We start from the raw sequence: 26,713 nt of genomic DNA, 5'->3' as shown, positions 1-26,713 counted from the left end.
TTATCCCAGAATTGTTAGAATAATTCTAAATAAAGCATGTTTTGGGGAGAATAAATTTAACTTCAGAAAATATTTACAAATCGGCAATGAGTTCATTGCTCAGGATTCCGGATGCAATTTCTCTTACTTCGCCTGTCATCTTGAGGTTCCAGAGATCATCAATTTCAATTTTCAGAATACCTCCCGGCATTTTTACCTCCAGCTTTTTTTCTGTTAATCCTTTTTTAGCAACAATCGATGCAACGGCACAGGACGAACTCCCTGAGGCCAGTGTCCAGCCGGCACCGCGTTCCCAAATTAAAATCTCAACCTGGGTTGGAGAAATTATTTTGGCAAACTGTACATTGATCCGGTTTGGAAACATCGGATGGTGCTCAATCTGAGAACCAAACTCCTTGATTTCTTTTTCATCCAGTTCATCTTTTAAAATAACACAATGCGGATTGCCAACCGAAACACAATTGATTGTATAATCTTTATACTCCAGGTTCAAAGTTTCGTCCAAACATTCTTCATTTTCACAATCTACAGGAATTTTTTTCGAGTTAAAGATGGCTTTCCCCATATCTACTTTTATGGTTTTTGCTTTTCCGTTTTCTTCTTCCACAATTTCTGCGCGAACCAGTCCTCCGGGGGTTTCGATGGTAAACATTTTGTCGCGCGAGAATTTATTATCGAAAAGATATTTGGCAAAAATGCGAAGTCCGTTTCCACTTTTTTCTGCTTCCGAACCGTCAGGATTTAAAATTCGCAAGCCAAAATTCGCATTGAAACTCGGAACCTTTAGTAAAATACCATCGGAACCAATTCCGTAATGGACATCACATATTTTTTGGATGGCTTTTTTTGTTAATTCAAAGCTTATCTCGTACTGATTTAAAACTATATAATCGTTTCCCAAACCATGGGATTTAACAAAGAAATTTTGCATGACATAAAAATTTAAACTGCAAATGTATTAAACCAAGATGAAATTTTATGCTGTATTTAGTGCAATTATTTCGGTGCGATAATTATTCTTAAATTTGTTGTCCTTTTTAACTCGAATCATAATTAAACAAAATAAAGTATGGCAATTATTAATGAAAACTACCTTAAACTGCAGGCAGGTTATTTATTCCCTGAAATTGGAAGACGAGTAAGTGAATTTATTGAAGCAAATCCGGATAAAAAAGTCATTAAAATGGGTATTGGTGATGTTACCCAACCTTTGGTTCCATCAGTTGTAAAGGCATTTCATGAGGGTGTGGAAGAAATGGCAAAAGCTGAAACCTTTAAAGGCTATGGCCCGGAACAAGGCTACGCTTTTTTGCGAGAGGCGATTGCTGAAAATTCATACAAAACAAGAGGAATTGATATTTCTGCCAACGACATTTTTGTTTCAGATGGTTCAAAATGTGATACCGGAAATATTCAGGAGATTTTTGGAAATGAGAATAAAATTGCGATTTGTGACCCGGTTTACCCGGTATATGCCGACACAACTGTGATGGCAGGGAAGACCGGTGTTTGCCAGACCAATGGTTATTACGACGGAATAATTTACATGCCTTGTACAAAAGAAAATGGGTTTATTCCTGAACTTCCAACTGAAATCCCGGATTTAATCTTCTTGTGTTATCCGAATAATCCAACCGGAACAGTGGCTTCAAAAGAAGAGTTAAAAAAATGGGTAGACTTCGCTATCGCAAACAAAAGTATCATATTGTATGATGCAGCCTACGAATCATTTATTCAGGATGATGAAATTCCGCACTCTATTTATGAAATTGAAGGTGCCAAAAAGGTAGCTATCGAATTTCGAAGTTTCTCAAAAACCGCCGGATTTACAGGGACACGCTGTGCGTATACTGTAATCCCGGAAGAACTGGTTGCTTACGATGCCGAAGGGAAGGCACACCCTGTAAAACCGTTGTGGAACCGTCGGCAGTCGACAAAATTCAATGGCGTTTCTTATCCGGTTCAGAAAGCTGCTGCCTCTATTTTTACTGAAGAAGGTAAAAATGAAGTAAAGAAGGTAATTGCCTATTATATGGAGAATGCCCGCATTATGAGAGAGAGTTTACAGGATGCTGGCTATGAGGTTTTTGGAGGTGAAAATGCACCGTATGTTTGGGTGAAAACAAAAAACAATACCAAATCATGGGATTTCTTTGACAAAGTTTTGAATGAAGCCAATGTTGTAGGAACTCCGGGTTCTGGTTTTGGCCCTTCGGGTGAAGGATACTTCCGCTTTTCTGCTTTTGCTGATCGTGAAAACGTTCTGGAAGCAATGGAACGAATTAAAAATTTAAGCTAAGATAGATGGTCAACCGGTTTGAAAATTCAGACCGGTTTTTTTTGCTATTTATATTCGATGGTTATCAGCAATTCGTTTGTATGAGGATTTAAACTCGCGTTCCATTTTGTATCGTTTCTTTCCCCTTTTTTAATAAACAAATCACCACTTTTTTCAAAGTTTTTTATCTGTCTAAAGTAACTGTCCCTGATTTCGGTATTTGTGTATCGCTGGACTTTCGAGGCCCACAAATCCTCCCAAACTGATTTTATTCATTCAATACCGGCAAAATAATTTTTGATGCATTTTGGGTGTCGTGGAAAATTTTGATATCACTTCTTACAAAATCTGATTCATCGCAATGATAAATATCTACAAACTGTTGCGGGTTTCGGTCAACCAGCGGAAACCAGCTGCTTTGAATTTGTACCATAATCCGGTGGCCTTTTTTGAAAGAGTGCGCTATCGGTGGCAACTCGAATTTAACTTTTTCGATTTTTTCTGGCGTAAAGGCTGTTGGATTTTCAAAACTGTTTCTGTACCGGCCACGAAAAACCTCACCACGCAACAGCATCTGATAGCCGCCCATCGGGTAATTGTTTTCTGTGCTTTTAATACTGTCGGGATAACTAAAATAATCCGGGAAAACGTCAATTATTTTCACCACAAAATCAGCATCAGTGGTTGAAATGCTTGTAAGAATATCTGCTGTTACGCTGCCAGTAACAGTAACATCTTCTGTTAATGTATCGGTTTGAAAAACCAGAACATCCGGACGGCGTGCAGCAAAACGCTGGTCGTTCGACATATATTCGCGGGTTCTGGAGATATGGATATGCTCTTCATAAGGAACTGGTTTCGTCGGATCGCTTACGTATTCAGAAAAACTCTTAGTTCCGGCAGGTTTTGTTTTTGTTAATTTCCCGTTTGCCTGGAGATACATGGTTTTATCTTCTTTTTTCGCCGGTGGCCACTGTTCGAATTGTTTCCATTCATCTGCTCCTGTGATGTATACATTGGCTTCCGCGATTTGAGAAACGTCACCTTTCCCTTTTAGGTAGTAATTAAAAAACGGTATCTCAAATTCCTGCTGATAATATTCACTTGTATTTGAGCCAAACACAATGTTACCATGGTTTGCTCCTTTCCCCCGTGCCCATTGTCCGTGAAACCAGGGGCCTTCCACAATTTTATTGAATGCTTTTCCCGGGTTATTTTTCTCCGCCGCCAAATATGCATTCCAGGCGCCCCAGCAATCTTCTGCATCAAATAAACCACCAACCCAAAGCATTGCCGGTTTTAACTCAACGGTTGCATTTCTTGCGTCGCGTGCCTGCCACCATTCATCGTAATTGGGGTGTTCCATCATTTCGCTCCAGAATTTGATGGTATCGCCGGTTAATTTTGTGAGGTTTTTTAAGTTCTCCTGTTCGAGATAAAATTTGTAATTGTCCTTTACCGGAAACCCCACCGATTTTGGGCCTTCGGTAGTTGGTTTTGGGCGCGGTGCTCCAAAACCCCAGCCGACAGAAGTGTAGAATGAAAAAGCATCCATCAGGAAAAAGGCTCCGTTATGGTGAAAATCATCGCCGATAAACCAGTTGGTTACCGGCGCCTGCGGACTTACCGCTTTTATAGCAGGATGATTGCTTGCTGCCGCCATCGTGGAATAAAATCCGGGGTAAGAAATTCCAAATACACCAACATTCCCATTATTGTTTTGAATATTTTTAATCAACCAGTCTACGGTGTCGTATGTATCACTGGCCTCATCGATTTCGTTTCCCTTTTTATTTGGAACAAATGGCCGCACATCCGCATATTCTCCTTCACTCATCCATCTGCCCCTTACATCCTGCGTAACCATGATATAACCTTCTTTTAAATATTCCATTTTATAGTTATTCCAGAAAGATGAAAATTTATCTTTCCCATACGGCCGGCAGGAATATGGCGTTCTGGTGATTAAAACGGGGTGCTTTTCTTTCATATCTTTCGGAGCGTAAATGGAGGTAAACAGCCGGACTCCGTCGCGCATGGTGATATAAACTTCCTTTTTTGTGTAGTTGTTTCTAACCCATATTGAATCTTTATCTTCGGCTTTTGATACAATTGTTGAAACAATAAATAACAGAAAGAGAATACGTTTCATTTTTTTTGAATTTGAGTTATCAGGAAAAATGGAATGTTAAAACAATGGCCTAAACTTTCCGCGTTTCAAGTTAGAAATAATAACAATGTAAAGGGTAATTTTGATTGTTTTCCATAAAAAATTAAGATTAAAGTCTTTGGAAACAAAAAGTCCGACAAGAATTTTCGAGCCGGACTTTTACTATATAATAAAAATGGTCTTAGTTATTTTCTTTACTAAAAGCTTTTTGTCTGACTTTACTTCCGGGGTAAACTTTTAATGCTTCTTCCAGAATTTTTAAACAAACAGCCAGGTCTTTTTTATTCAGCACATAAGCAATTCTTACTTCATCAATTCCCTGATTGGCTGCGGTATAAAAACCTGATGCAGGCGCCATCATAACGGTTTGCCCTTCATATTCAAAATCGGAGAGCAACCAGGCGCAGAATTTATCTGAGTTATCTACCGGCAGACGCGCCACTGTATAAAAAGCTCCCATCGGAATAGGTGAATAAACACCGTCAATCCGGTTTAATCCGTCGATGAGAAATTTTCTGCGGTTTACATATTCATTGTAATTATTAAGCATGTAGTCCGGATCTGCATCCAGTGAGGCCTCTGCGGCAATTTGCCCGATAAGTGGCGGACTCAAACGTGCCTGGCAAAATTTCATCACATTTTTTTTCACCGCCTCATTTTTGGTGATTAAAGCTCCGATTCGAAGACCACACTCACTGTACCGTTTTGAAACAGAGTCCACAAGTACAACATTTTGCTCAATTCCTTCCAAATGAAAAGCAGAAATATACGGAGCACCGGTATAACAAAATTCGCGGTAAACTTCATCGGAAAAAAGATACAAATCGTATTTTTTCACCAGGTCGCGAATTTTATTCATTTCTTCACGTGTATATAAATAGCCGGTTGGGTTGTTTGGGTTACAAATCATAATCCCCTTGGTTTTCGGGGTGATGAGTTTTTCAAATTCTTCAACTGGCGGAAGAGAAAACCCTTCCTCTATTTTGGCAGCAATCGATTTAATCTCAGCACCGGCTACAATCGCAAAAGCTTCGTAGTTGGCATAGGCAGGTTCCGGAACAATAATTTCATCACCCGGATCAAGGCAACTCATAAAAGCAAAAGTAACCGCTTCGCTGCCTCCCGATGTTATAATGATATCTTCAACCGAAACATCAATGTCAAATTTCTGGTAATATTTGACCAATTTTTTCCTGAACGAAAGAATACCCTCGCTGGGCGTGTATTCAAGGATGGTTCTGTCAATATTTTTAATTGCCGCGAGCGCTTCAGGAGGAGTAGGTAAATCGGGTTGTCCGATGTTTAAATGATATACCTTTATCCCTTTCGCTTTGGCCTTTTCGGCAAGCGGGCCCAACTTCCGAATTGGTGAGTCGGGCATTATCTTTCCCCTGTCTGAAACTGTCGGCATGTTATTAAAAATAGTTTTTAAAAAGTTAGCAAATATACAAGTATCAATTTGAAATCAATAATCTGATTAAAATTTCATTTTGAAATCTTATTAAAAAATTAACTTCCTAATTATTAAGTCTGTAAAAAGACCTTTTGTTTTTGTTGCAAATCATTAATTTTTATCATGTTTTAGTACATTGTTGCTGCCTATTTTTGAAATTCAAATACAATTAATATTTACTGAAATGATAATTGGAGTACCAAAGGAAATTAAGAATAACGAAAATCGTATTGCATTAACCCCGGCAGGTGCCGCCGAATTAGTTAAACACGGCCATGAGGTTTATGTTCAGGCCGGCGGAGGAAATGGAAGCGGGTTTCATGATGAAGATTATATCGCGGCCGGGGCCATAATTCTTCCTACAATTGAAGATGTTTACGGGATTGCTGAAATGATAATCAAAGTAAAAGAGCCTATTGAACCGGAATACAAACTGATAAAAAAAGGACAGATTTTATATACCTATTTTCATTTTGCCTCTTCGGAAGTATTGACCAATGCCATGATCGAAAATGGTTCAGTTTGTTTGGCTTATGAAACTGTTGAACTGGCAGATCGCTCGTTGCCTTTACTTGTACCAATGAGCGAGGTAGCCGGAAGAATGTCGGTTCAGGAAGGTGCAAAATATTTGGAAAAAACATACGGTGGTTACGGTGTTCTTCTGGGCGGTGTGCCAGGTGTATTGCCAGCAAAAGTTTTGATTATAGGTGGAGGAATTGTGGGGACCGAAGCAGCAAAAATGGCTGCCGGATTAGGTGCAGATGTAACCATAATGGATGTGTCGCTAAAACGCCTGCGCTATCTCGATGATATTATGCCGGCCAATGTAAAAACAATGATGAGTAACGAATTTAACATTCGTGAAATGGTGCAAACACACGATGTAATTATAGGTGCAGTGCTGATTCCCGGAGCAAAAGCTCCGCACCTTGTTACCCGCGATATGTTAAAAACCATGAAAGCCGGAACTGTTTTGGTGGATGTTGCTGTTGACCAGGGCGGTTGTTTTGAAACCACAGTTGCAACAACACATGCTGAGCCAACATTTACAATCGATGATGTTATTCATTATTGCGTTGCCAACATGCCGGGTGCGGTTCCGCGTACTTCAACTATTGCACTTACCAACGCGACCTTACCTTATGCCATTCAGATTGCGAACAAAGGGTGGAAGCAGGCTTGTGTTGATAGCGTACCGTTGCGAAAAGGATTAAATGTTGTAGATGGGAAAGTAGTGTACGAAGGAGTAGCTGAGGCGTTTAATCTCCCCTTTGAAAATGTGGAAAGTGTGCTTTAACAATAGATAATAATCGTAAATTTTAGGGGAAGCCCGCTGTCATCTGATGGTGGGCTTTTTTCTTTAGCAACCATTCCTTATATTTAGTTGTTGAAATAACTTATGAAAAATACCCGGGATAAATTATACGAAGTAATTTTTGAAGCCGATACAAAGGAAGGCAAAGTTTTTGATGTGGTTTTACTATTTGTAATTTTGTTGAGTATCGCACTGGTGATGCTTGAAAGCGTTCCCTTTGTAAGAGAAGATTACCGGAGTATACTTAGAATAATGGAGTGGACAATTACCATTATTTTTTCAATAGAATACATTCTTCGGGTTATTATTGTAAAAAAAGCATTCAAATATATCTTTAGTTTTTATGGGATTATTGATTTTTTATCTGTTATACCCACGTATTTAGGACTATTTCTTATTGGTACGCACAGTCTTGTTGTTATTCGTATATTGCGTTTACTTCGGGTTTTCAGGATTTTGAAGCTTACACGATACACGCATGCCGGACGAACTTTAGCCAGAGCAATGTGGGCCAGCCGCGAAAAAATTAGTGTTTTTATATTTTTTGTGGTGACCATTGTGGTGATTGTAGGAACAGTGATGTACCTGGTTGAAGGCGAACCACACGGTTTTACAAGTATTCCAAGAAGTATATACTGGGCAATTGTAACGCTTACAACTGTTGGTTATGGCGACATCAGCCCGCAAACTTCGCTGGGGCAATTTTTGGCCAGCGTGGTTATGATTTTGGGCTACGCAATTATTGCTGTTCCCACCGGAATTGTTACTGCCGAAATGATGAAATCGACAAGCGAAAGCAATACCCAGGTTTGCCCAAGTTGTTTGCACGATAAACACGACGATGATGCTGTTTTTTGTAAAAAGTGTGGAGCCCGCTTAAATCCCTGATTTTCGTTATAAAAGTTGACAACGTATCAATATTTGTGGATATTTAAATGTTAAAATAAGAAATCTCTTCTTTTCAAAACTTTATTTTTGCATCAAACAAAAAAAATGAGGCAGTATTTAGATTTATTGGAAACCATTCTTGAAAAAGGAAGTGAAAAAGGTGATCGTACAGGAACGGGTACCATAAGTAGATTTGGGCACCAGATGCGTTTTGATTTGAGCGAGGGATTCCCGGCGGTAACAACCAAAAAGCTGCATTTGAAATCGATTATTCATGAGTTGCTTTGGTTTTTGGCGGGCGATACAAATCTTAGATATCTTGCCCAAAATAATGTCCATATCTGGGACGACTGGCCGTACAGACGGTATAAAAACAGTCCGGACTTTCAGGAGGAATCGATTCGTGAATTTTCACAGAAAGTAGCGGAAGACGAAAAATTTGCCGCCGTTTGGGGCGAACTTGGTCCGGTTTACGGAAAACAGTGGCGCGACTTTTCCGGAATCGACCAGATTAAATGGGTGGTTGATGAAATTAAATATCTCCGGAAAAACAAAGAAAGTCCCAATGGAAGGCGCCTGATTGTTTCTGCCTGGAATCCGCCGGAAGTAGAAGAGATGGCAAAAGCCGGACTTCCTCCTTGTCATACCCTTTTTCAGTTTTATGTAAATAATGGAAAACTTTCATGCCAGCTTTACCAGCGCAGCGCCGATGTTTTTTTGGGTGTTCCGTTTAATATTGCTTCCTATGCATTGTTGACCATGATGATAGCACAGGTCACAGGCCTGGAAGCTGGCGATTTTGTGCATACATTTGGCGATGTGCATATTTATTCCAATCATATTGAGCAGGTGAAACTGCAACTCAGCCGTGAACCCTATCCCTTGCCGGCAATGAAAATTAATCCGGAGGTCAAAAGTATTTTTGATTTTAAATTTGAAGATTTTGAGTTGGTAGGATATTTGTCTCACCCGCACATAAAAGGGATTGTGGCCGTTTAGTTTTGTTGCAAAAGATAAATTCAAAGTTTGAGTAGTTTATCTCTGAAATTTAAGTGTTGAAGATTGTTAATTGAGCGATTTTAAATATGATCCATAAAAATATATCCATTATTGTTGCTATTGCCGAGAATTTCGCCATCGGTAAAAATAACGACTTGCTTTTTCATTTACCCAACGATTTAAAACGTTTTAAGGAAATTACTTCGGGGCACAGTTTAATTATGGGAAGAAACACTTTGCTTTCGTTGCCAAAGTGGCCTTTACCTAATCGGCGGCACATCGTAATTACTGACAAAGAAGATGACGTGTTTCCGGGCTGTGAAGTGGTTTTCTCTATCGAAGAGGCGATTGAAAAAGTAACAAATGAAAAGGAAGCTTTTATTATTGGCGGAGGAATGGTTTACCGTCAGTTTTATCCGGTGGCCGGGAAACTCTATTTAACGTTGGTGCATAAACCTTTTGATGCTGACGTATATTTTCCTGAAATTGACTATTTAGAATGGAAAGAAACTTCACGTGAAGATTTTTTTGATGAGAAGAATGATTTCAACTATTCCTATTTAAATCTGGAAAGAAAGGACATATAAAGAATTTTCTGGCCTGTTTGCGTTATTAAAAGAGATTTCAAAGTTTAAAACGTAAATTTTCTCTGTAAAAAATTATACATTTCTGCATTAATTTTTATTCCGATGAAAAGATTTTTTCTCACCCCGTTTTTAGTTCTGTTTTGTTTTGCAGCTCTTGCTCAGGATAAGTCGCTGCTTGAGTTGAAATATGAAGAAAATTATACCCCGACTTATAATGAAGTAATTGAAATGTACCAGCTTCTGGATAAAACTTATCCAAACGCATCGCTTTTGGAAAAAGGCAAAACAGATATTGGGAAGCCTTTACACCTTTTTGTTATCAATAGCGAGCCTGTTTTTGATCCGCAACGTATCAGGGAACAGGGAAAATCAGTTTTGTTGATTAATAACGGAATTCACCCGGGAGAGCCGGCGGGGATTGATGCCAGTTTGCAGTTTGCTGACGATATGCTTCGAAACAAAAATAAAATGCAAAAGTGGCTTGAAAACACAGTGATTATAATAATACCGGCCTACAATATTGGCGGCTTGTTAAACCGCAGTGCAACCAACCGGGCCAACCAGAGCACTCCTTATGAAACGGGTTTTCGGGGAAATGCAAAAAATCTCGATTTAAATCGTGACTTTACAAAAAACGATTCAGAAAATGCAAAGTCTTTTACCAAAATATTTCAGGAGTGGAATCCCGATGTTTTTCTGGATACACATACTACGAATGGTTCCGATCATCAGTACAGTGTAACCTGGATTCCTCCTTTCCCGGATTATTTTCCACCGGCACAGGAAAAATTCCTTCGCGAAAAAATGTTGCCGCAAATGTTTGAGAAAATGAAGAAAGGTGAGTACGCGTTAACACCTTATGTAAACTGGATGCATCGCGATCCTAAAAAAGGGATTCAAATGTGGCAGGATGCTCCCCGCTATTCTTCCGGTTTTGCAAGTCTTTTTAACAGTTATGGAATGATGACCGAAAATCATGTTTACAAGGTTTATTCCGACCGCGTAAAATCGTGTTACGAATTTATATGTAGCCTCGCAGAATTTACCTTTGAAAATTCTGAGGGAATAATTACAAGCCGGGAAACCGGGATTGAGGAATTGCTGTCGGCGGAAAACTATCCTTTAAGTTATGAAGTTGATACTACGAAATATAGTACAATTACTTTTAAAGGATATGAAGCAAGCGACGAAATCATTGATAAGGTAACCGGACTTCCACGTTTTGGTTATGATCGAACAAAACCCTATTCACATGAAATTCGGTATTATGATGTTTACAATACGGTAGAAGAAATTCAGATTCCTGAGTATTATATTTTACCACAGGGATGGAAAGAAGTGATAGAACGCCTGAAACTAAATGGAATTGAGTTCTATGCCATCTCGAAAGACATTTTTTTTGATGTGGAAGTTGATTATATTGATGACTTTGGTGGCCCGCCGCAACCTTATAACGGACATTATTTTCATAATAAGGTAACAACGCACAGCGAAATACAGAACTTGAAATATTACGCAGGTGATATTATTATTCCGGTTCGGCAAAAAAAGATAAAGTATATTCTGGAAATACTGGAACCCAAAGCGATGGATTCATTTTTCCGCTGGAATTTTTTTGATTCGGTTTTGGATCAGCGCGAATATTTTTCAACCTATGGTTTTGAAGAAAATGCATTAAAATATTTGGAGAGCCACCCGGATTTTAAAAGCAAATTTTTAGAAAAAAGGAATTCCGATCCTGAATTTGCTAAAGATCATCGTGCTCAGTTGGCCTATATTTACAACAATACCGAGTGGGCGGAGAAAACCTGCAAAAGATATCCTGCTGCAAAAATATTTAAGAAGTTTTCCGAAAACGAATTAAAAAGCTTCTAAAAGAAGTGAATATTCCAAAGTAGATTTTGGTCGTTCTGAACTCGTTTCAGAATCTTTGGCTTTAACAATAATCAGCCCCGGAAAATCCCGGGGAGCTTTTGAGCGGTTTTTTTTAAGAAAGTAGTTTTCCTAAATTGTCAAATTTTATATTGTAGTCTTCCATCGATCGTCTGATAACCTCGTAAGCTTCTTCAATGCCATAAGTTGCCGTAATTTCTGTATTACTGTCTTGGCCTGGCATATCTTTATAAGTTAAGAAGTAGTGTTCCAGTCGCTGAATTACAATTTTGGGTACTTCACTGATATTTTTCATGTGACCATAAACCGTGTCGTTATTGAGCACGGCAATGATCTTATCATCGGCCTGATTACCGTCAATCATTCTGAAACCTCCAATCGGGCGTGCATTTACAAGAAGATCGCCATGAGCCAGCGTTTTTTCGGTTAAAACACAAATATCAATCGGATCTCCGTCTCCTCTTATATCTTTTCTGCCTGTTTTCTGATTACAGTATTCACCTACTTTATCGCCACAATAAGTTTGAGGGATAAAACCATACAATGCCGGTACTACATTTGAGAATTTTTGAGGACGGTCAATACGGAGATATCCGCTTTCTTTGTCTATTTCGTATTTAACGGTATCTGTTGATACCACTTCAATAAAAGCGGTTAATTCTTCCGGTGCATCTTTCCCTATAAAAACTCCGTGCCAGGGGTGCGATTTATAACGAAGCCCCATCAATCTACCAATGGGGTCTGATAATTTATCTGCCATTCTGTTAATTTTTGTTTTACAGTGGAACCAAAATAACAGAAATTAGTTCATCCGGGAAGTTTAAATTTTTGAAAAAAAACGTTAAATAAGGTTTGCTTTCGCTTTATTACCGGCTTTATCTACAGCAGCAACACTTATCTCAGAACCCATATTTTCAAGCTCAAAAACAAAAGGTTTCTCTTTTAATACCTGTGGTTTATGTTCTACTTTCCCAGCCGTTTTTCCATCCACAGTTACTTCATAGTGAGATATCGGCTCATCGCCGGCATATGCCGTTTGCCAGGTAATTTTATTCCCTTCTTTTTGAAGATCACGTGGTGCTGACAGTCCTGATTTATCAACTACCTGAAAATAATTACTCCCCGGTTTAATTTTTAGTGCATGTTCTTCAATCTTTTTACGCTCGTCTGCCGGCATTCCACCCGGTGTAATTTGCGCAGCGTAAAAATTTTGTGTCAACTGGCATTTTACCGGATCATCGTCAATTTGGCCAATTCCAATAATTAGGGTGTGTACTCCCGGAGTCGTCAAGGAATATTCTATGAGAGGGCGACTGGGTAATTCCGGAGTTCCTATTTTTCGGAAAACATCGGCTGGAGTTTGCGACCAACGCGGTTCTTTGTGATACATCGCGGCATCGGCAAATACTTTCATGCCAATGATTCCCATTCCCTTGGCTTCCGCAACCGGGATGACATTGTTCTGCATGTTCATTTTGGTTTTGTCGTTTGCATTTATTGCGATGAGCATACCATCCAGAATTCCATATTTGTCGCGTTGAATCATATCTATCATTGCCGGAGGGTTGGCATGGCCTGAAAAACCAATATGTTTTATCAGCTTTTCATTTTTGGGATTCATCCCTGTCAGGTTTGTTCCGTCCCGTAAATCGCGCAGTGCAACCAAAGCTCCAAAATTTCCTTCAGGATCAAGTTCTGATTCCAGCCCTTTATATAAAACATCAACTTCTTCAACTGTTTGAAGTGTATGAACAAGTACCATGTCTAAATATGCTCCTTCGGGATAATTTCCATTATTGTCGCCAAAAATCTGGGTAAGTGAGCGTTTTACGTCATCTACAGCACAACGCACTTCTTTTCCATTTGACGAGTTCCGTACTTTATCCCGCGCTTCCCAACCAGGTTTTCCCCACCGCATCGCTGTTTTGCTGGTGAGCCATATGGATTTACGGAGTTCCTCGTTATATCCCTCTTCGCCGGGAATGAGGTTTAGTTGCTTAAAAGCTTTGTTGTAGTTTAGCTGGCTGCCTGCATATAGATTTGAAGTGTCAAAATAGTTAATGCCCATTTTAAAGGCTTTCAAAATAATCGGAACAGGATCAACATCTTCCGGAGTCCATTGTAATGAAGCCTGTCCTCCCAATGCAATAGTTGTAACATCGAAACCAAGGTTCCCGAACTTACGTTTCATTGGGGCCGGTAGATTATCAACGTTGCAACCTCCAAGTGATATTGCAGAAACAGCAGCCGTTGAAGCTGCGGAAACTTTAATAAAGTTTCTTCTTGAAATCGGATATTTTTTTTGATTAGCCATAGGTTTATTTTTTCTTTAAAATTACAAAATTTATTGAATATTAAAGAATTAGGAACTGAGGTAGTTTTCTAATTAACAAATCCCATCATCGCGTAAACCAGCGCAGCCTGCCAGTTAATGGCAATCTCGTTGTGGCTGTATGATTCCTGTTTATCTACCCAGTCGGTTGCGGAATGACCACCACCGACTATATAACCTGGCCACGGCTCATCTATATTGTCGGCTCCTGAACGGCGATCGTGCGGGTGCATGGGCGGGTCAATTCCTAAACCTGTGACATAAGATCGGTTGTAGAAATTATTTCCAAAAATATGATCTACGGCTGAAAGAGCGGTCTCGATATATTCTTTTTTTTGCTGAATTTTATTGGCCACCTGCAGATTAACAGTTTGTCGCGCAACAGTTCCGTTGCAACCCCAGTAATATCTTCCTCCCAATGGTCGGGAATAAACATCAACACCGGCTTTTTTAACCAGCGCATCGGCATTGGCAATGATGTTGCTTTTAATCGATTGTTCGGTATCTGCATTTTTTTCTTTTCTTTTTGAGAGGGCGTAGGTAAACATTCCCAGGTTCGAAACACTTCCCCAGTCCCAGTTTTCCTCAATTTTGAAATCCATTTCAGCAGCCCGATTTTCAAAATCCTTAAGGCAGCTTGGGTCACCAGTGGTTTCCCACATTTCGGCAGCGGCCCACAAACGATCATCCACATCGTTGGTTTGGTAACCTCCGGTTTGAAAATCACCCTGTTCAAAACGTTTGTGTTCGGTATTTTTAAGAAGAAAACGGTAGCTTACCCATGCCGCATCGAGGCATTTTTTTGCATATTCTGTATCGTACGGTTGAAAATACCGGGAAGCCATTGCCATAATTGCCACAAAATCGGCTGTGGCGGCTGAGCTCCATTCAGTAAAGTATCGTTTCTCTTTATCTTTATCGGGCATAATAAAGGCTGAAAAATTTGTCCGCGTGAGTTTGTGTGACACTTTACCTGATCCTTCCGGGTACTGCATTTTTAAAACCCAGTCGGTTTCCCATTTGAGTTCTTTTAAAAAATCGGGCAATCCGGGGGCAGTTTCAGGAATATTGAGGTTTATTTTTTCAATTTTAGCTTGAAAATGGTCCCAGGCCATAAAAAGAACACCCAGACTTACACCGGCATTTACAACATATTTTCCATAGTCGCCGGCATCGTGCCAGCCACCGGTACCGTCTCTTTGCGTGCCTTTCTTACTGATGTAATTTTCAAAGCCATCTTGCAAATGACACGCATTCTGGTGGTAGTGGATCCCGTTAAAATCTCCGTCAACTGCCATCCCGCAGCGCCACAAATAGAACGCCCGCATACTGGCTTGGGCTGCAAAATTGAAAATATCGTCAGCGATTTTAAATCTCACCGATTGACCAACACCCGGAACTTTCAGCATATATTCGCCGGGTTTGGTAAATGAGGAAAAATCTGCATGCCAAACATTTTGATCTACGTCTTTTTGATATTCCGGCCCCGTTGTTTTTCCTGAAAAAACTATTTTCCCGGTTTCATCAATAAGGTTAAATTCAGAACACACTTTGGTAATGGTTGCCGTTTTTTTGAGCTGAGGAAGAAATCCGAGCGAATTTAAATGAACTGCACCGTTTTGTGCGGCTGGTGTTATCGTATTTAAAAAGAATATTGCCGAAAGAATAAGGTATTTTTTCATCGTTGCCAGCTGGTTTAGATTTCGGATTTGAAATTACAAAATTTATTTATTGTTCGAATTACAAAAAGCAGTAATCTTTGAAATGGTGATAAATTTGAGGACAACGATTCTTTTCTGCCAATTTTCCTATCCTCCCCAGTTTTCCCGATCCAAACTGCGATAGTGAATGGCTTCCGAAAGATGATGTGCCTGTACATTTTTTTCACTTTCCAGGTCGGCGATGGTGCGGGCTACTTTTAAAATGCGGTCGTAGGCGCGGGCAGAAAGTCCCAGCCGGTCCATCGCATTTTTAATAAGTTCGTTACCGGCTTCATCCAACAATACAAATCTTCGTATCAGTTTTGAATTCATTTGGGCGTTGGCGTAAACTCCTTTGTGTTCAGCAAAACGTTCTTCCTGAATCTTTCTTGCCTGAAGTACTCTTTCGCGCACCTGTTCACTTGTTTCTGAAGATTCCATTTCCGACAGTTTTTTGAATGGAACCGGAACCACTTCAAGGTGGATATCAATTCTGTCGAGTAACGGGCCGGAAATTTTATTCAGGTATTTTTGAACGACCCCCGGTGCACAAACACAATCCTTTGAAGGGTGGTTATAATATCCGCAAGGGCATGGGTTCATAGAAGCAACCAGCATAAAGCTTGCCGGGTATTCCACCGAGAATTTTGCCCGTGAAATGGTAATATTCCGGTCTTCCAGTGGCTGTCGCATCACTTCCAGAACAGTACGTTTAAATTCAGGTAATTCATCCAGAAACAAAACTCCATTGTGCGAAAGTGAAATTTCTCCGGGCTGTGGATAATTGCCGCCACCGACTAAAGCAACATCACTGATGGTGTGGTGCGGACTGCGAAAAGGCCGCTGTGTCATCAATGAAGTCTCTTTATCAATTTTTCCTACCACTGAGTGGATTTTGGTAGTTTCCAGTGCTTCTTTCAAAGTAAAAGGTGGCAAAATGGTTGGAATTCGTTTTGCCAGCATGGTTTTTCCCGAACCCGGAGGGCCAACTAAAATTATATTGTGGCTTCCTGCCGCAGCTATTTCAAGTGCACGTTTTACATTTTCCTGACCTTTTACGTCCGAGAAATCGAGCGGGTTGTTGTTTACACGCGCATAAAATTCGGCCCGTGTATCTACAATGGTTTGTTCCAGCTCCCCTTCGTCGTTCAGAAAATCGATAACTTCTCTGATGTTTTCAGCGCCAAAAACTTTAAGTTTATCCACTACCGCTGCCTCGCGGGCATTTTGTTTTGGGAGGATAAAACCCTCAAACCCCTCGGCTCTCGCGTTTATTGCGATGGGTAAAACGCCTTTTACAGGTTGCAGGGTTCCGTCGAGTGAAAGTTCGCCCATTAAGATATAGCTGCTGAGCTTATCGGCATTTATTTGTTGCGATGCCGCTAAGATGCCGGCAGCAAGCGGCAAATCGTAAGCTGAACCTTCTTTACGGATATCGGCCGGAGCCATGTTGATGATAATTTTGTAACGCGGCCATTTGTACCCGTTTAGCCGGAGAGCCGACTCAATACGTTGCTGACTTTCTTTTACGGCATTGTCGGGCAATCCAACCAACATAAATTTTATACCTTTTGTTACATCAACTTCAATGGTAATGGTTGTGGCGTCGATTCCAAAGACTGCGCTTCCGAAGGTTTTTACTAACATAGAAACCGGGGATTTTTTGTTTCTCTTAAAAATAGAGAAATTAATTGAAAAGAAAAAGGACGTTATTGGATTGGTATTTTCCTCTCTTTTGGCTCAATAACAGGATGAACTCGATAAATTAGCATGAATTCATCGGGTAGAGTCGATAAATTAGCGTGAATTCATCGAATAGAGGATGAAAGAAAATATCAGGATGTGCTTTCCAGTCAGGATTTAAATCAGCTGCAACGACTTGTTTCCGGTTACAATTTTGTATTTATCGATGAGGCACAAAAAATCACAAATGTTGGTTTAAATTTAAAGATAATTCATGATAATATTCCGGATATAAAAATCATTGCAACAGGTTCTTCCTCATTTGAACTGGCCAATCGCGTTAGTGAGTCACTTACCGGAAGAACATGGACTTACACGCTTTATCCGATATCATTGGTAGAATGGAAAGAGTTGCTTAATCCTTTTGAAATGGATCAAAAAATTCCGGAATTTTTGTCTTTTGGAATGTATCCTGAAATATTCAGTTATAAGAATGATTTGGATAAAATGGATTATCTGAAAGAGCTTGTAAACTCGTTTCTGTACAGAGATTTGTTGGAATTAAATCAGCTCAAAAATTCTTCAAAAATATTTGATTTGCTAAAATTGCTGGCTTTTCAAATCGGTTCAACGGTATCATACAGTGAATTGGGGAAACAGCTGGGATTAAGCACGGATACTGTTATCTCGTATATTGATTTGCTTGAAAAGGTATTTGTAATTTTCAGATTGCCAGGTTTTAGCAGGAATTTGAGAAAAGAGGTGACCAGAAACAAAAAAGTTTTCTTTTACGATATCGGAGTCAGGAATGCGATTATTGAGAATTTTTCGAACCCTGAAAGCCGACCGGACATTGGAGCCCTTTGGGAAAATTTTATAATAGTAGAGCGATTGAAACGAAATGCATCCTAAAATCCGTAAGTCTACGATTTGATACAAATTTTCCGATGTAAAACCCTTCGAGTATCATTTATTTGTTGTAAATATTTGTTTAAATGTAGTTTTCATATTATGTTACTACAAATTTTCCTTGTCCCCCTTGTTTTAGCGCTATTTTCTTAAATCTGGGACAAATATTTTTCATATACTTCCCGAAAAGCATTTACATTTTTAAGATGGCCATATTACGCTATAATAAAGGAGACTGAAGTTTTAAGTTGGGATGCTCCCATAAAGACGTAATTTAATTTCCCTTCCGGTCCTGACCCATTTTGCAGGAATGCAGACAAACCTGAAAATGAACTTTTTTATTCTGAAGTTTGGCTTAAGATTTTTATAGCGTATAGAGAATTCATGTATAATGTAATCGTATAGGTTCCGTCCCATGGCTGCCATTATCAGGAATACGGTATTTTGTTCCATTTTCGAGAAAGGGAGTTTATTCCAACCGAAGTCGTTTTTTAGTACATCAAATTCACGCTCTTCTTTCCCCCTTTGGTTATAAAAAATAACCACCTCATCGTCAGTCTTATCAAAGTCGTTGGTTAGTATGGGGCTATAGTTGTAGGCTTCCCCTGTAAATAGGTTAAGTTGCCCGTCACGTCTTGCTTCTTTAGTTACGACTAAACGATATTCTTTTAGTAAATGCTTTTGTTTAAGTCTTCTTGCCGTATTTGTAAAAGGTGTAAACAGAACGCTACCCCGCAAATAAATACTGTCGTCCACTTTTATTTTTTTCCATTCGGTAATTTTATTTATTGCTTCACATACACGGTCATTAACGGTAGCCCGTATATAAAACTTGTCGACGTGCTTATTGACGGTATTGATTGTTACGAACCGGTATGATGCAGCATCTGCACGAAAGGATTTTATTTCGATTTGGTTATCCTTCAATAGCAGGAACATCCGTTCAAGTGTATCTTCTTGTAAATTATGAGGAGCGCAATTCCCATTACGATTTTCTACATAAACTACTTTATTTCCAATTAACCCAACTCCCGGGCAATAACCAAAATGCTTGGTATATGTTCTCTTGGCATCAGATTTTTGGGTGTAAACAAATGTGTTGTCATAATCTAATACGAGATTCTTTACTTTGAAAGCTTTAAGTCTCTTTAATAACTTGATATTTAAGGCATTCATTTTATCATTATAACTTAGCTCATTAACGACTTTGCTTCTCTTTTTCAGCACTTTGTCAACAGGGGTGGCAAGGTTTTTAAGTCTTTCCAGTAAACGGTCTGCACTAGGAACAGATAAAAAGGGATTATTGGAAAGGACAGGCCTTAAGTTAATTTCAACATCTTCGGCACAATCCCCTCCGCAAAAGAACAGTGCCCAATAGGTGAAGAAAATATCCTTCCATGAATATTGAGATTGATTAGCTAATGCTGGTAAATACTGGCGAAGTAAACTTTCAAGTCCGAGGTTTGTAAATTCTTCTAATACAAAGTTTAATCCACCAAAGGGTGATAATGCTTTACTTTTTAGTACTTTCATAATGGTATTATATAGCAACACCAAATTAGGTGATAGTACTAAAGCTGTAAAGTGTTCATTTGAATAGTTTTACAGCTTTTATTAACTAAAACTTACGGATTTTAGGTGCATATTTGCGCCATCATGTAAATACATACTTCTGGAGAACATATACTGGTGCTGAGCTTGATTTTGTTGAACAGGGAGATGGTAAACTTTTGGGTTACGAAATAAAATGGAAAAACAAAAAAGCAAAAGCTCCTAAAACATGGATGGACTCATATAATGAGTCTTATTTTAAATATATTAATCTTGAAAATTATCAGGATTTTTGTTGTATTTAATACAGCTTTTTTCTTTTTACCAAATATGAAAGCAAAACTTCCTGAAAATCTTTGTTGATGTCGGCTTCAGCCAAATCAATTTGATATTGACCACATTTTACTTTTAAGTCTTCGAAATATGTTTTTACAGTAGAAACGTAATGATTTTTTACTTCCCACGGATTCAATTTTATGGTGTGTCCGCTTTCTAAATCCACAAATTTATGCGGACGGTTATTGAAATCAAATTCTCTTTCCAATGTATGATCGGTAACATGAAAAAGAATCACCTCGTGTTTGTTGTAACGTAAATGTTGAAGGGCTGAAAAAAGTTCATCGGTTTTTTGATTGTCGAGCATGTCAGAGAAAATAATGACCAGCGAACGTTTATGAATATTTTCAGCGATTTGATGCAACACATCCGTTGTATTGGTATTTTTCCGAAGATTTGCGTTTTCCGGTTTTACCAGATTTGACAGTTTCCCATACATTAACTCTGCATTTACAGATGAAATACGGGGAGTGGTATGAAATTCAATTTCGTCAGAAAAAAGTGTTAATCCCACTGCATCGCGTTGTTTTCGCATCAGATAAATTAGTGCGGCTGCGGTGTAGACTGAAAAAGCCAGTTTATTTTGCAGATGTTTCTTTCCTTTTGAATAAGGGAAAAGCATAGATGACGAGGTGTCGATAACCAGTTGACAACGCAGGTTGGTTTCTTCTTCGTATTGTTTTACAAAAAGCTTGTCGGTACGTGCAAACAACTTCCAGTCGATGTGTTTGGTCGATTCTCCCTGGTTATATAAACGGTGTTCTGCAAATTCTACCGAAAATCCATGAAACGGACTTCGGTGCAATCCGGTAATAAAACCTTCAACCACCTCGTGCGCAATCAATGGCAGATTGTCGAACTGATGAAATTGTTCTATGTCGAAAATGTTTTTCAAAATAACATAAAAGAAAACTGTCATTTCGATGAAGTACAAAAAGAAATCTGTTTTACTATAAGCCGATTTCTTCCCTGATATCCGGGACTCCTCATTCGAAATGACAGCGAATCAAAATAAATATTTTACAATAGTGCGTCCAATTTTTGAGTAAATACCTGTTTTGGAGCGGCACCTACTTGTTTGTCAGCAACTTCTCCTCCTTTAACAAAAAGTACAGTCGGAATATTTCTGATACCGTATTTCATAGCAACGCCCGGATTGGAATCAACATCAACTTTTCCAATCACTGCCTTACCTTCATATTCACCAGACATTTCTTCAACAATGGGGGCAATCATTCGGCAAGGACCGCACCAAACCGCCCAAAAGTCAATCATAACTGGTTTTTCAGATTTTACTACCAAATCTTCAAAATTGGCATCGGTAATTTCTATGGCCATAATTCTACTATTTTAATGGTTATTATTTTTATTTGAGTTTACAAAATTAACTAATTAATTCTATATCCAATGTCCGGTATTTTTTCAAAAAACTTTAGGAAATTGTCGCTAAAATTAATTTTAGTATTTCTTGAAAACAGTTCTATCTGCATATTGTTTTCGGTGTCGTAAACATTAAATCTTAACAATGCTTTTCCTTTATTGTTTTTTGCAAGAAGTTCAATTTCCCCCACTGTTCGTTCATTCAAATGATGTAATGGCATGTTAATGGTTACGCTTTTAATGTAATTTTTTCGCACTTCGGAAAGTAATTCAATCTGCGATACCTTGAATTCATAATATTCGCTTCCAAATCTTTGTTTTACAGTACCTTTTACCATGATGAATAATCCTGATTTACAATAATTATGGAAGTTTACATAGTCTTGTCCGAAGAAAAACATTTCATAAGAATCTGTATAATCTGATAAGGTTAATGTACTGTAAGGATTTCCGTTTTTTGATGTTCCTTCCCTTGCAGCAGTTACCATACCACCAAAGATTAGGTCTCGGTTTTTGTATTTCTCAATATCGTTATTTAAATCTTTTAGGGCGACTTCGCGTGAGCAAAAATTCTCAAGTTCAAGCTTGTAATCGTCGAGGGGGTGGGAGCTTAGATAAATCCCGATGAGGTTTTTTTCTTTTTCCAGAAAAACAAGTTTTGGCCATTCATTTATTTGCGGAATATCGGGTTTCTTAATTACAGAAGCACTTCCCGTTCCGCCAAATAAACTTTGCTGCATGCTCTGGTTTTCACTTTGAATTCTGTTCCCGTATTTGATAAGTTTTTCGATAAAAGTGGTAGGATCATTTTCATCTTCTCCTGCAAAAAAGCTACTTCGTTTTATCCTGTCTAAGTTATCAAATGCCCCGGCTGTCGCAAGCCCTTCAAGATTCTTTTTATTTACGGTTTGCAGATTTACATTTTCGACAAAATCGTAAATGGTTTTAAACTCACCATTTTTTTCACGCGCGGTGATTATGTCTTTGGCAGCACCTGCTCCAACACCTTTGATGGCGCCCATTCCGAAACGAATATCCCCATCTTTGTTGGCAGTAAATTTTATAAAACTTTCGTTCACATCCGGCCCTAAAACATGCAATTTCATGCGGTTGCACTCGGTCATTAATTTGGTGATGTCCGTAATATTGTTGAGGTTCCGGCTCAAGTTGGCAGCCATAAATTCAGCCGGGAAATGTGCTTTCAAATAACCGGTTTGGTAAGCAATATAAGCATAACAAACTGAATGTGATTTGTTGAATGCGTAGGAAGCAAAAGCCTCCCAGTCTTTCCATATTTTTTCGATTACATCATCGGGTTTTTTCCCCTTCAACTTACATTCATCCACAAACTGAAAGTTGGCTTTACAACCTTCCTGAAACTTTACCTTAAGTTTATCCATTACCGCTTTTTGCTTTTTCCCCATAGCTTTACGCAGGGTGTCAGAGTCACCTCTGGTAAATCCGGCAAGCAAGCGTGAGAGTAACATCACCTGTTCCTGGAATACTGTAATACCATATGTATCGCTCAGGTATTTCTCCATCATTGGCAAGTCGTAGTCGACTTTTTGCCGACCGTGTTTCCTGGCAATGTAACTCGGAATGTATTCCATTGGACCCGGGCGATACAATGCATTCATCGCAACAAGATCTTCAAAACGGTTGGGTTTCAAATCGCGAAGATGTTTTTTCATTCCGTCCGATTCAAACTGGAAGATAGCAGTGGTTTCACCGTGGCTAAAAAGTTCGAAGGTTTTTTCATCATCCCACGGAATATTTTCAATATCTACCTCAATTCCTTTTGAAAGTTTAATATTTTCAAGGGCTTCCTTAATAATGGAAAGTGTTTTTAAGCCAAGAAAATCCATTTTTAACAGCCCAATGCTTTCTACGTACCTTCCGTCGTATTGAGTTGTAGGGAGTGTTTCCTCATCTTTTGTGGGCATTAACGGGATATGGTCGGTTAGCGGGTCGCGGCTGATTAGGATTCCGCAGGCGTGAACACCGGTTTGGCGAACCGAGCCTTCAAGTGTTTCAGCAAACTTAATGGTTTTTGCAACCAAAGGATTTGCCGAATTTTTTTCCTGTTTTAGGTCGTTGCTTTCTTTGAAAGCCTTTTCAAAGGTCATTTTCGGAGCCTCGGGAACAAGTTTCGCTAACCGATCCGCTTCGGGGAGAGGTAATTTCAAAACTCTGGCGACATCTCGGATAGCCAGTTTTGTGGCCATCGTTCCAAAGGTACATATGTGTGCTACCTTATCGTGTCCGTACTTTTTAGTAACGTATTCCAAAACCAACTGGCGCCCGTCATCATCAAAGTCAATATCCACATCAGGAAGTGAAATACGGTCGGGATTCAGAAAACGCTCGAAGAGAAGATCATACTTTATCGGGTCGATGTTGGTAATCCCGGTGGAATAGGAAACGGCAGCACCTGCAGCTGAACCACGTCCTGGCCCTACCAATACTCCCATTTCGCGAGCTGCATTTATAAAGTCTTGTGTAATAAGGAAATATCCGGGGTACCCCATTTGTTTAATGGTGTTTAACTCAAACTCCAAACGGGTTGTTACGTGTTCCGGCATAGGATCGCCGTATCTTTCTTTTGCACCTTCAAACGTAAGATGGCGCAGATACGCCGATTCCAGTTTAACTCTGATTACTTTTTCGTAGCCCCCCAGCCTGTTAAATGCGTTCTCTCCAAACTCTTCAATTAGTTTTTCTTCCGGGTATTCTTTTTTTAATTCATCTTCCGTACCAAATTCTTCGGGAATAGGAAAAATGGGCATAATAGGAGCCGAATCCAATTCAAACTCTTCTATTTTCCCAACAATATCAGCCGTATTGGCTAGTGCCTCGGGGATGTCGCCAAACAGCTCATTCATCTCTTCCTGAGTTTTGAACCATTCCTGTTTGGTGTAGCGCATCCTGTTTGGGTCGTCAACATCCTTTCCGGTATTTAAGCAGATCAGCAAATCATGTGCATCGGCGTCTTCAGCATTGGTGAAATGTACATCGTTTGTAGCAATTACTTTAACACCATATTTTTTTGCCAGTGGAAGGATGAGTTTGTTTACCTCCACCTGCCTGTCATATACATCTTCCCGTTGCTGAGGCATCTCTGCCGGGTGGCGCTGAAGTTCAAGATAGTAGTCTTCGCCAAAAATACTTTTAAACCACTGAATCGAATTTTCGGCATCAGCTATATGGTTGTTCATCAATAGGTTTGGAATTTCACCTCCCAAACACGAAGAAGAAATGATTAGTCCTTCCCGGTATTTTTCAAGTAATTGTTTATCTATTCGTGGCTTGTAGTAAAATCCATCGGTATTTGCTATCGATATTAATTTAACAAGGTTTCTGTATCCGGTTTTATTTTTGGCCAGAAGAATGAGGTGGTGTCCCGAACGGTCGATTTTGTCGTTTTTATCTTTTATCGTTCTTGATGCCACATATGTCTCACATCCCAAAATGGGTTTTATTCCCTGTTTTTTGCAATTTAAATGAAACTCCTTGACTCCAAACATTGTTCCGTGGTCGGTAAGAGCCAATGCCGTCATCCCGTTAGATTTTGCTTTACTTACCAGATCGTTAACACTGGCTGCGCCGTCTAATATTGAATATTGTGAGTGTACATGCAGATGTGTAAATGGAATCATTTTTCAAGCTCTTTTCTATTAATCCTTCAATTCCTTTTTGAACCTGTAAAGTTAAAGTTTTTGGGAAGTGGATTTGAGAGATGTTGATAAAAATTAGAAAATAAAAAAGCCCGAATTTCTTCAGGCTTATAATTCAATATTTTGTGCGATTTGTCTTCGGATGTATTCAAATTCTTCTGGAGAGAATTTGAGTTTTTTTGAAAAATTCAGGATATCAGCTTCGTTTTGCATAGGGGCCAAATGAATATGTGCATGTGGAACTTCGAGCCCTAAAACCAGTACTCCTACTTTTTCACAGGGAATGGTTTTTTTTAAACCAACAGCTACTTTTTTGGCAAACAATTGCAGTCCTGCGTATAATTCATCTTCAAGGTCAAAAAGATAGTCAACTTCTTTTTTAGGAATAACAAGTGTATGTCCTTTGGCCACTGGAGAGATATCCAGAAATGCAAAGAAGTTTTTATCTTCCGCTACTTTGTAGGAAGGAATTTCACCGTTTATTATTTTGGTAAAAATAGTTGCCATTTTAAATCGAAATTTCTACAATCTCAAAAGGGATAATACCGGAGGGAACTTTTATCTCAACTACATCGCCTACTTTTTTTCCAAGCAAACCTTTGGCAATAGGTGTACTAATCGAGATCTTCCCTTCTTTTAAGTTTGATTCACTATCCGGAACAAGAGTGTACTGCATTGTAGCGTTATTCTTTTTGTTCTTGATTTTTACTTTGTTCAGTATCTGAACCTGGGAAGTGTCAATTTTTGATTCATCAAGAATTCTCGCATTGGCAATTTTTGCCTGAATCTGTGAGATTTTTGCTTCCAACATTCCCTGGGCATCTTTTGCTGCGTCGTATTCGGCATTTTCGGAGATATCTCCTTTTTCAATTGCCTCTCCAATTTGTTTTGAAATTGCCGGGCGTTCAACATTTATTAAATGCTCCAGCTCTTTTTTGAGTTTATTGAGTCCTGCTTGTGTTAAATATGTTACCTGGGACATTATTAAATCCTCCTTTTCTTTCTTGTTACCACATAAAAAAAACAGAAAGAATCCCGGATTTCCAGAACTCTTCCTTTTGCAAAATTAAATTTTTTATTCTAATTAAAAATCTTCTGGCCTAAAAATTATTAAGAATGAATGTATTAAGTGTATTTTCTGTTTAATATCTCGCTGTAAATAACGGCTTTCCTTAATGAAAAAGTGTTCGAAATGTTTTCTTTTTTTTCTTCTTCCAGGTTCTGTTTAATTCCATTTTTAATGGATGAGGTTTTTTTTAAAACCGAATCCTTGCCCTCGTTTTCAGCTTTAAAAGTATATTGTTGATTCACAATGGGCTTTTCTTCAATTGTTTCCGGTTCATATTCCGTTTCTCCTGGTTTCGGGTTCGAAGGCTTATCACCAAAATCTTCCAAAACGTCCCAGAAGTTATCTGAAGAATTTTGTTCCTCTGTTCCGGATTCGGGCTGTGGCTGTTTCTTCTTTTTAATTTGGCCAATCGTACCAACAACAGCTACAATCAGCGTTAGTATTATAACAATTAAATCATCCATAAACTCAAAATTAATATAATAAATGGTTTACT

The 26,713-nt window shown here is 39.0% G+C and carries 22 protein-coding genes; 8 read left to right on the top strand and 14 right to left on the bottom strand.

Features of this window, described 5'->3' with window-relative positions:
- Window positions 1-73: 73 nt before the first annotated feature.
- On the bottom strand, window positions 74-931 hold the full coding sequence (gene dapF / locus GM418_RS09540; RefSeq protein WP_158865470.1) for a diaminopimelate epimerase: 858 nt from the start codon (window positions 929-931) through the stop codon (window positions 74-76).
- 138 nt (window positions 932-1,069) lie between these two features.
- Between dapF and GM418_RS09535 the strand changes: the two genes are divergently transcribed.
- Window positions 1,070-2,299, top strand: a complete 1,230-nt coding sequence (locus GM418_RS09535) for an LL-diaminopimelate aminotransferase (protein WP_158865468.1) — start codon at window positions 1,070-1,072, stop codon at window positions 2,297-2,299.
- A 247-nt stretch (window positions 2,300-2,546) separates the two neighbouring features.
- On the opposite strand, the gene GM418_RS09530 is transcribed toward GM418_RS09535, so the two are convergent.
- The gene (locus tag GM418_RS09530) at window positions 2,547-4,430 is read right to left on the bottom strand and encodes a CocE/NonD family hydrolase (RefSeq protein WP_158865466.1); all 1,884 of its coding nucleotides are present in this window, start codon (window positions 4,428-4,430) and stop codon (window positions 2,547-2,549) included.
- A 199-nt stretch (window positions 4,431-4,629) separates the two neighbouring features.
- On the bottom strand, window positions 4,630-5,859 hold the full coding sequence (locus GM418_RS09525; protein ID WP_158865464.1) for a pyridoxal phosphate-dependent aminotransferase: 1,230 nt from the start codon (window positions 5,857-5,859) through the stop codon (window positions 4,630-4,632).
- 226 nt (window positions 5,860-6,085) lie between these two features.
- Here GM418_RS09525 and ald point away from each other — a divergent pair, with 226 nt between their 5' ends.
- From ald to GM418_RS09500, 5 genes are all read left to right on the top strand, one after another.
- Window positions 6,086-7,198, top strand: a complete 1,113-nt coding sequence (gene ald, locus GM418_RS09520; RefSeq protein ID WP_158865462.1) for an alanine dehydrogenase — start codon at window positions 6,086-6,088, stop codon at window positions 7,196-7,198.
- 102 nt (window positions 7,199-7,300) lie between these two features.
- Window positions 7,301-8,104, top strand: a complete 804-nt coding sequence (locus GM418_RS09515; protein ID WP_158865460.1) for an ion transporter — start codon at window positions 7,301-7,303, stop codon at window positions 8,102-8,104.
- A 105-nt stretch (window positions 8,105-8,209) separates the two neighbouring features.
- Window positions 8,210-9,103 carry a thymidylate synthase gene (thyA, locus tag GM418_RS09510; protein ID WP_158865458.1) on the top strand — a complete coding sequence of 298 codons (894 nt, stop codon included), beginning with the start codon at window positions 8,210-8,212 and terminating at the stop codon, window positions 9,101-9,103.
- Between the two features lie 86 nt (window positions 9,104-9,189).
- On the top strand, window positions 9,190-9,690 hold the full coding sequence (locus tag GM418_RS09505; RefSeq protein ID WP_158865456.1) for a dihydrofolate reductase: 501 nt from the start codon (window positions 9,190-9,192) through the stop codon (window positions 9,688-9,690).
- 102 nt (window positions 9,691-9,792) lie between these two features.
- Window positions 9,793-11,565 (top strand): M14 family zinc carboxypeptidase, encoded by a 1,773-nt coding sequence (locus GM418_RS09500; RefSeq protein WP_158865454.1) that lies wholly within the window; start codon window positions 9,793-9,795, stop codon window positions 11,563-11,565.
- A gap of 112 nt (window positions 11,566-11,677) precedes the next feature.
- Here GM418_RS09500 and GM418_RS09495 read toward each other — a convergent pair whose 3' ends face one another.
- The 4 genes from GM418_RS09495 to GM418_RS09480 all read right to left on the bottom strand — a co-directional run bounded on the left by GM418_RS09495 (window position 11,678) and on the right by GM418_RS09480 (window position 17,295).
- Complete coding sequence (locus tag GM418_RS09495; RefSeq protein WP_158865452.1) at window positions 11,678-12,343, bottom strand: inorganic pyrophosphatase; 666 nt, start codon at window positions 12,341-12,343, stop codon at window positions 11,678-11,680.
- Window positions 12,344-12,424: 81 nt separating this feature from the next.
- The gene (locus tag GM418_RS09490) at window positions 12,425-13,897 is read right to left on the bottom strand and encodes an aldo/keto reductase (RefSeq protein WP_158865450.1); all 1,473 of its coding nucleotides are present in this window, start codon (window positions 13,895-13,897) and stop codon (window positions 12,425-12,427) included.
- A 68-nt stretch (window positions 13,898-13,965) separates the two neighbouring features.
- On the bottom strand, window positions 13,966-15,597 hold the full coding sequence (locus GM418_RS09485) for a glycoside hydrolase family 9 protein (protein ID WP_158865448.1): 1,632 nt from the start codon (window positions 15,595-15,597) through the stop codon (window positions 13,966-13,968).
- A gap of 126 nt (window positions 15,598-15,723) precedes the next feature.
- Entirely contained in the window at window positions 15,724-17,295 is a 1,572-nt protein-coding gene (locus GM418_RS09480; RefSeq protein ID WP_281350311.1) for a YifB family Mg chelatase-like AAA ATPase, read from the bottom strand.
- A gap of 162 nt (window positions 17,296-17,457) precedes the next feature.
- On the opposite strand from GM418_RS09480, the gene GM418_RS09475 reads away from it, so the two are divergent.
- The gene (locus tag GM418_RS09475) at window positions 17,458-18,210 is read left to right on the top strand and encodes an ATP-binding protein (RefSeq protein ID WP_158865444.1); all 753 of its coding nucleotides are present in this window, start codon (window positions 17,458-17,460) and stop codon (window positions 18,208-18,210) included.
- Between the two features lie 240 nt (window positions 18,211-18,450).
- Here the strand turns inward: GM418_RS09475 and GM418_RS09470 are convergent, their stop codons facing one another.
- Complete coding sequence (locus tag GM418_RS09470) at window positions 18,451-19,740, bottom strand: IS1380 family transposase (RefSeq protein WP_158865442.1); 1,290 nt, start codon at window positions 19,738-19,740, stop codon at window positions 18,451-18,453.
- Window positions 19,741-19,853: 113 nt separating this feature from the next.
- Between GM418_RS09470 and GM418_RS32055 the strand changes: the two genes are divergently transcribed.
- Window positions 19,854-20,063, top strand: a complete 210-nt coding sequence (locus GM418_RS32055; protein ID WP_425482383.1) for a DUF4143 domain-containing protein — start codon at window positions 19,854-19,856, stop codon at window positions 20,061-20,063.
- On the opposite strand, the gene GM418_RS09465 is transcribed toward GM418_RS32055, so the two are convergent.
- The 6 genes from GM418_RS09465 to GM418_RS09440 form a co-directional block, all read right to left on the bottom strand.
- Window positions 20,060-21,013, bottom strand: coding sequence for a DUF58 domain-containing protein (locus tag GM418_RS09465; RefSeq protein WP_158865440.1), 954 nt, complete (start codon window positions 21,011-21,013; stop codon window positions 20,060-20,062). The two genes, GM418_RS32055 and GM418_RS09465, sit on opposite strands and share 4 nt — an antisense overlap.
- Window positions 21,014-21,114: 101 nt before the next feature.
- Window positions 21,115-21,432, bottom strand: coding sequence for a thioredoxin (gene trxA / locus GM418_RS09460; protein ID WP_158865438.1), 318 nt, complete (start codon window positions 21,430-21,432; stop codon window positions 21,115-21,117).
- 50 nt (window positions 21,433-21,482) lie between these two features.
- The gene (dnaE, locus tag GM418_RS09455) at window positions 21,483-25,130 is read right to left on the bottom strand and encodes a DNA polymerase III subunit alpha (RefSeq protein WP_158865436.1); all 3,648 of its coding nucleotides are present in this window, start codon (window positions 25,128-25,130) and stop codon (window positions 21,483-21,485) included.
- A 126-nt stretch (window positions 25,131-25,256) separates the two neighbouring features.
- On the bottom strand, window positions 25,257-25,655 hold the full coding sequence (locus GM418_RS09450; RefSeq protein WP_158865434.1) for an HIT family protein: 399 nt from the start codon (window positions 25,653-25,655) through the stop codon (window positions 25,257-25,259).
- A 1-nt stretch (window position 25,656) separates the two neighbouring features.
- The gene (greA, locus tag GM418_RS09445) at window positions 25,657-26,130 is read right to left on the bottom strand and encodes a transcription elongation factor GreA (protein ID WP_158865432.1); all 474 of its coding nucleotides are present in this window, start codon (window positions 26,128-26,130) and stop codon (window positions 25,657-25,659) included.
- Between the two features lie 143 nt (window positions 26,131-26,273).
- Complete coding sequence (locus GM418_RS09440; protein WP_158865430.1) at window positions 26,274-26,681, bottom strand: hypothetical protein; 408 nt, start codon at window positions 26,679-26,681, stop codon at window positions 26,274-26,276.
- Window positions 26,682-26,713: the final 32 nt, after the last annotated feature.

This window comes from Maribellus comscasis (assembly GCF_009762775.1).
Classification (GTDB): domain Bacteria; phylum Bacteroidota; class Bacteroidia; order Bacteroidales; family Prolixibacteraceae; genus Draconibacterium; species Draconibacterium comscasis.
Note: the sequence above shows the minus strand (reverse complement) of the source record. Positions and strands in the feature narration are given on the sequence as shown.

Excerpts from the sequence above, each read along its gene's own strand:
- dapF (WP_158865470.1), bottom strand. The coding sequence starts at position 931 with ATGCAAAATTTCTTTGTTAAATCCCATGGTTTGGGAAACGATTATATA.
- GM418_RS09535 (WP_158865468.1), top strand. The coding sequence starts at position 1,070 with ATGGCAATTATTAATGAAAACTACCTTAAACTGCAGGCAGGTTATTTA.
- GM418_RS09530 (WP_158865466.1), bottom strand. The coding sequence starts at position 4,430 with ATGAAACGTATTCTCTTTCTGTTATTTATTGTTTCAACAATTGTATCA.
- GM418_RS09525 (WP_158865464.1), bottom strand. The coding sequence starts at position 5,859 with ATGCCGACAGTTTCAGACAGGGGAAAGATAATGCCCGACTCACCAATT.
- ald (WP_158865462.1), top strand. The coding sequence starts at position 6,086 with ATGATAATTGGAGTACCAAAGGAAATTAAGAATAACGAAAATCGTATT.
- GM418_RS09515 (WP_158865460.1), top strand. The coding sequence starts at position 7,301 with ATGAAAAATACCCGGGATAAATTATACGAAGTAATTTTTGAAGCCGAT.
- thyA (WP_158865458.1), top strand. The coding sequence starts at position 8,210 with ATGAGGCAGTATTTAGATTTATTGGAAACCATTCTTGAAAAAGGAAGT.
- GM418_RS09505 (WP_158865456.1), top strand. The coding sequence starts at position 9,190 with ATGATCCATAAAAATATATCCATTATTGTTGCTATTGCCGAGAATTTC.
- GM418_RS09500 (WP_158865454.1), top strand. The coding sequence starts at position 9,793 with ATGAAAAGATTTTTTCTCACCCCGTTTTTAGTTCTGTTTTGTTTTGCA.
- GM418_RS09495 (WP_158865452.1), bottom strand. The coding sequence starts at position 12,343 with ATGGCAGATAAATTATCAGACCCCATTGGTAGATTGATGGGGCTTCGT.
- GM418_RS09490 (WP_158865450.1), bottom strand. The coding sequence starts at position 13,897 with ATGGCTAATCAAAAAAAATATCCGATTTCAAGAAGAAACTTTATTAAA.
- GM418_RS09485 (WP_158865448.1), bottom strand. The coding sequence starts at position 15,597 with ATGAAAAAATACCTTATTCTTTCGGCAATATTCTTTTTAAATACGATA.
- GM418_RS09470 (WP_158865442.1), bottom strand. The coding sequence starts at position 19,740 with ATGAAAGTACTAAAAAGTAAAGCATTATCACCCTTTGGTGGATTAAAC.
- GM418_RS09465 (WP_158865440.1), bottom strand. The coding sequence starts at position 21,013 with ATGACAGTTTTCTTTTATGTTATTTTGAAAAACATTTTCGACATAGAA.
- trxA (WP_158865438.1), bottom strand. The coding sequence starts at position 21,432 with ATGGCCATAGAAATTACCGATGCCAATTTTGAAGATTTGGTAGTAAAA.
- dnaE (WP_158865436.1), bottom strand. The coding sequence starts at position 25,130 with ATGATTCCATTTACACATCTGCATGTACACTCACAATATTCAATATTA.
- GM418_RS09450 (WP_158865434.1), bottom strand. The coding sequence starts at position 25,655 with ATGGCAACTATTTTTACCAAAATAATAAACGGTGAAATTCCTTCCTAC.
- greA (WP_158865432.1), bottom strand. The coding sequence starts at position 26,130 with ATGTCCCAGGTAACATATTTAACACAAGCAGGACTCAATAAACTCAAA.
- GM418_RS09440 (WP_158865430.1), bottom strand. The coding sequence starts at position 26,681 with ATGGATGATTTAATTGTTATAATACTAACGCTGATTGTAGCTGTTGTT.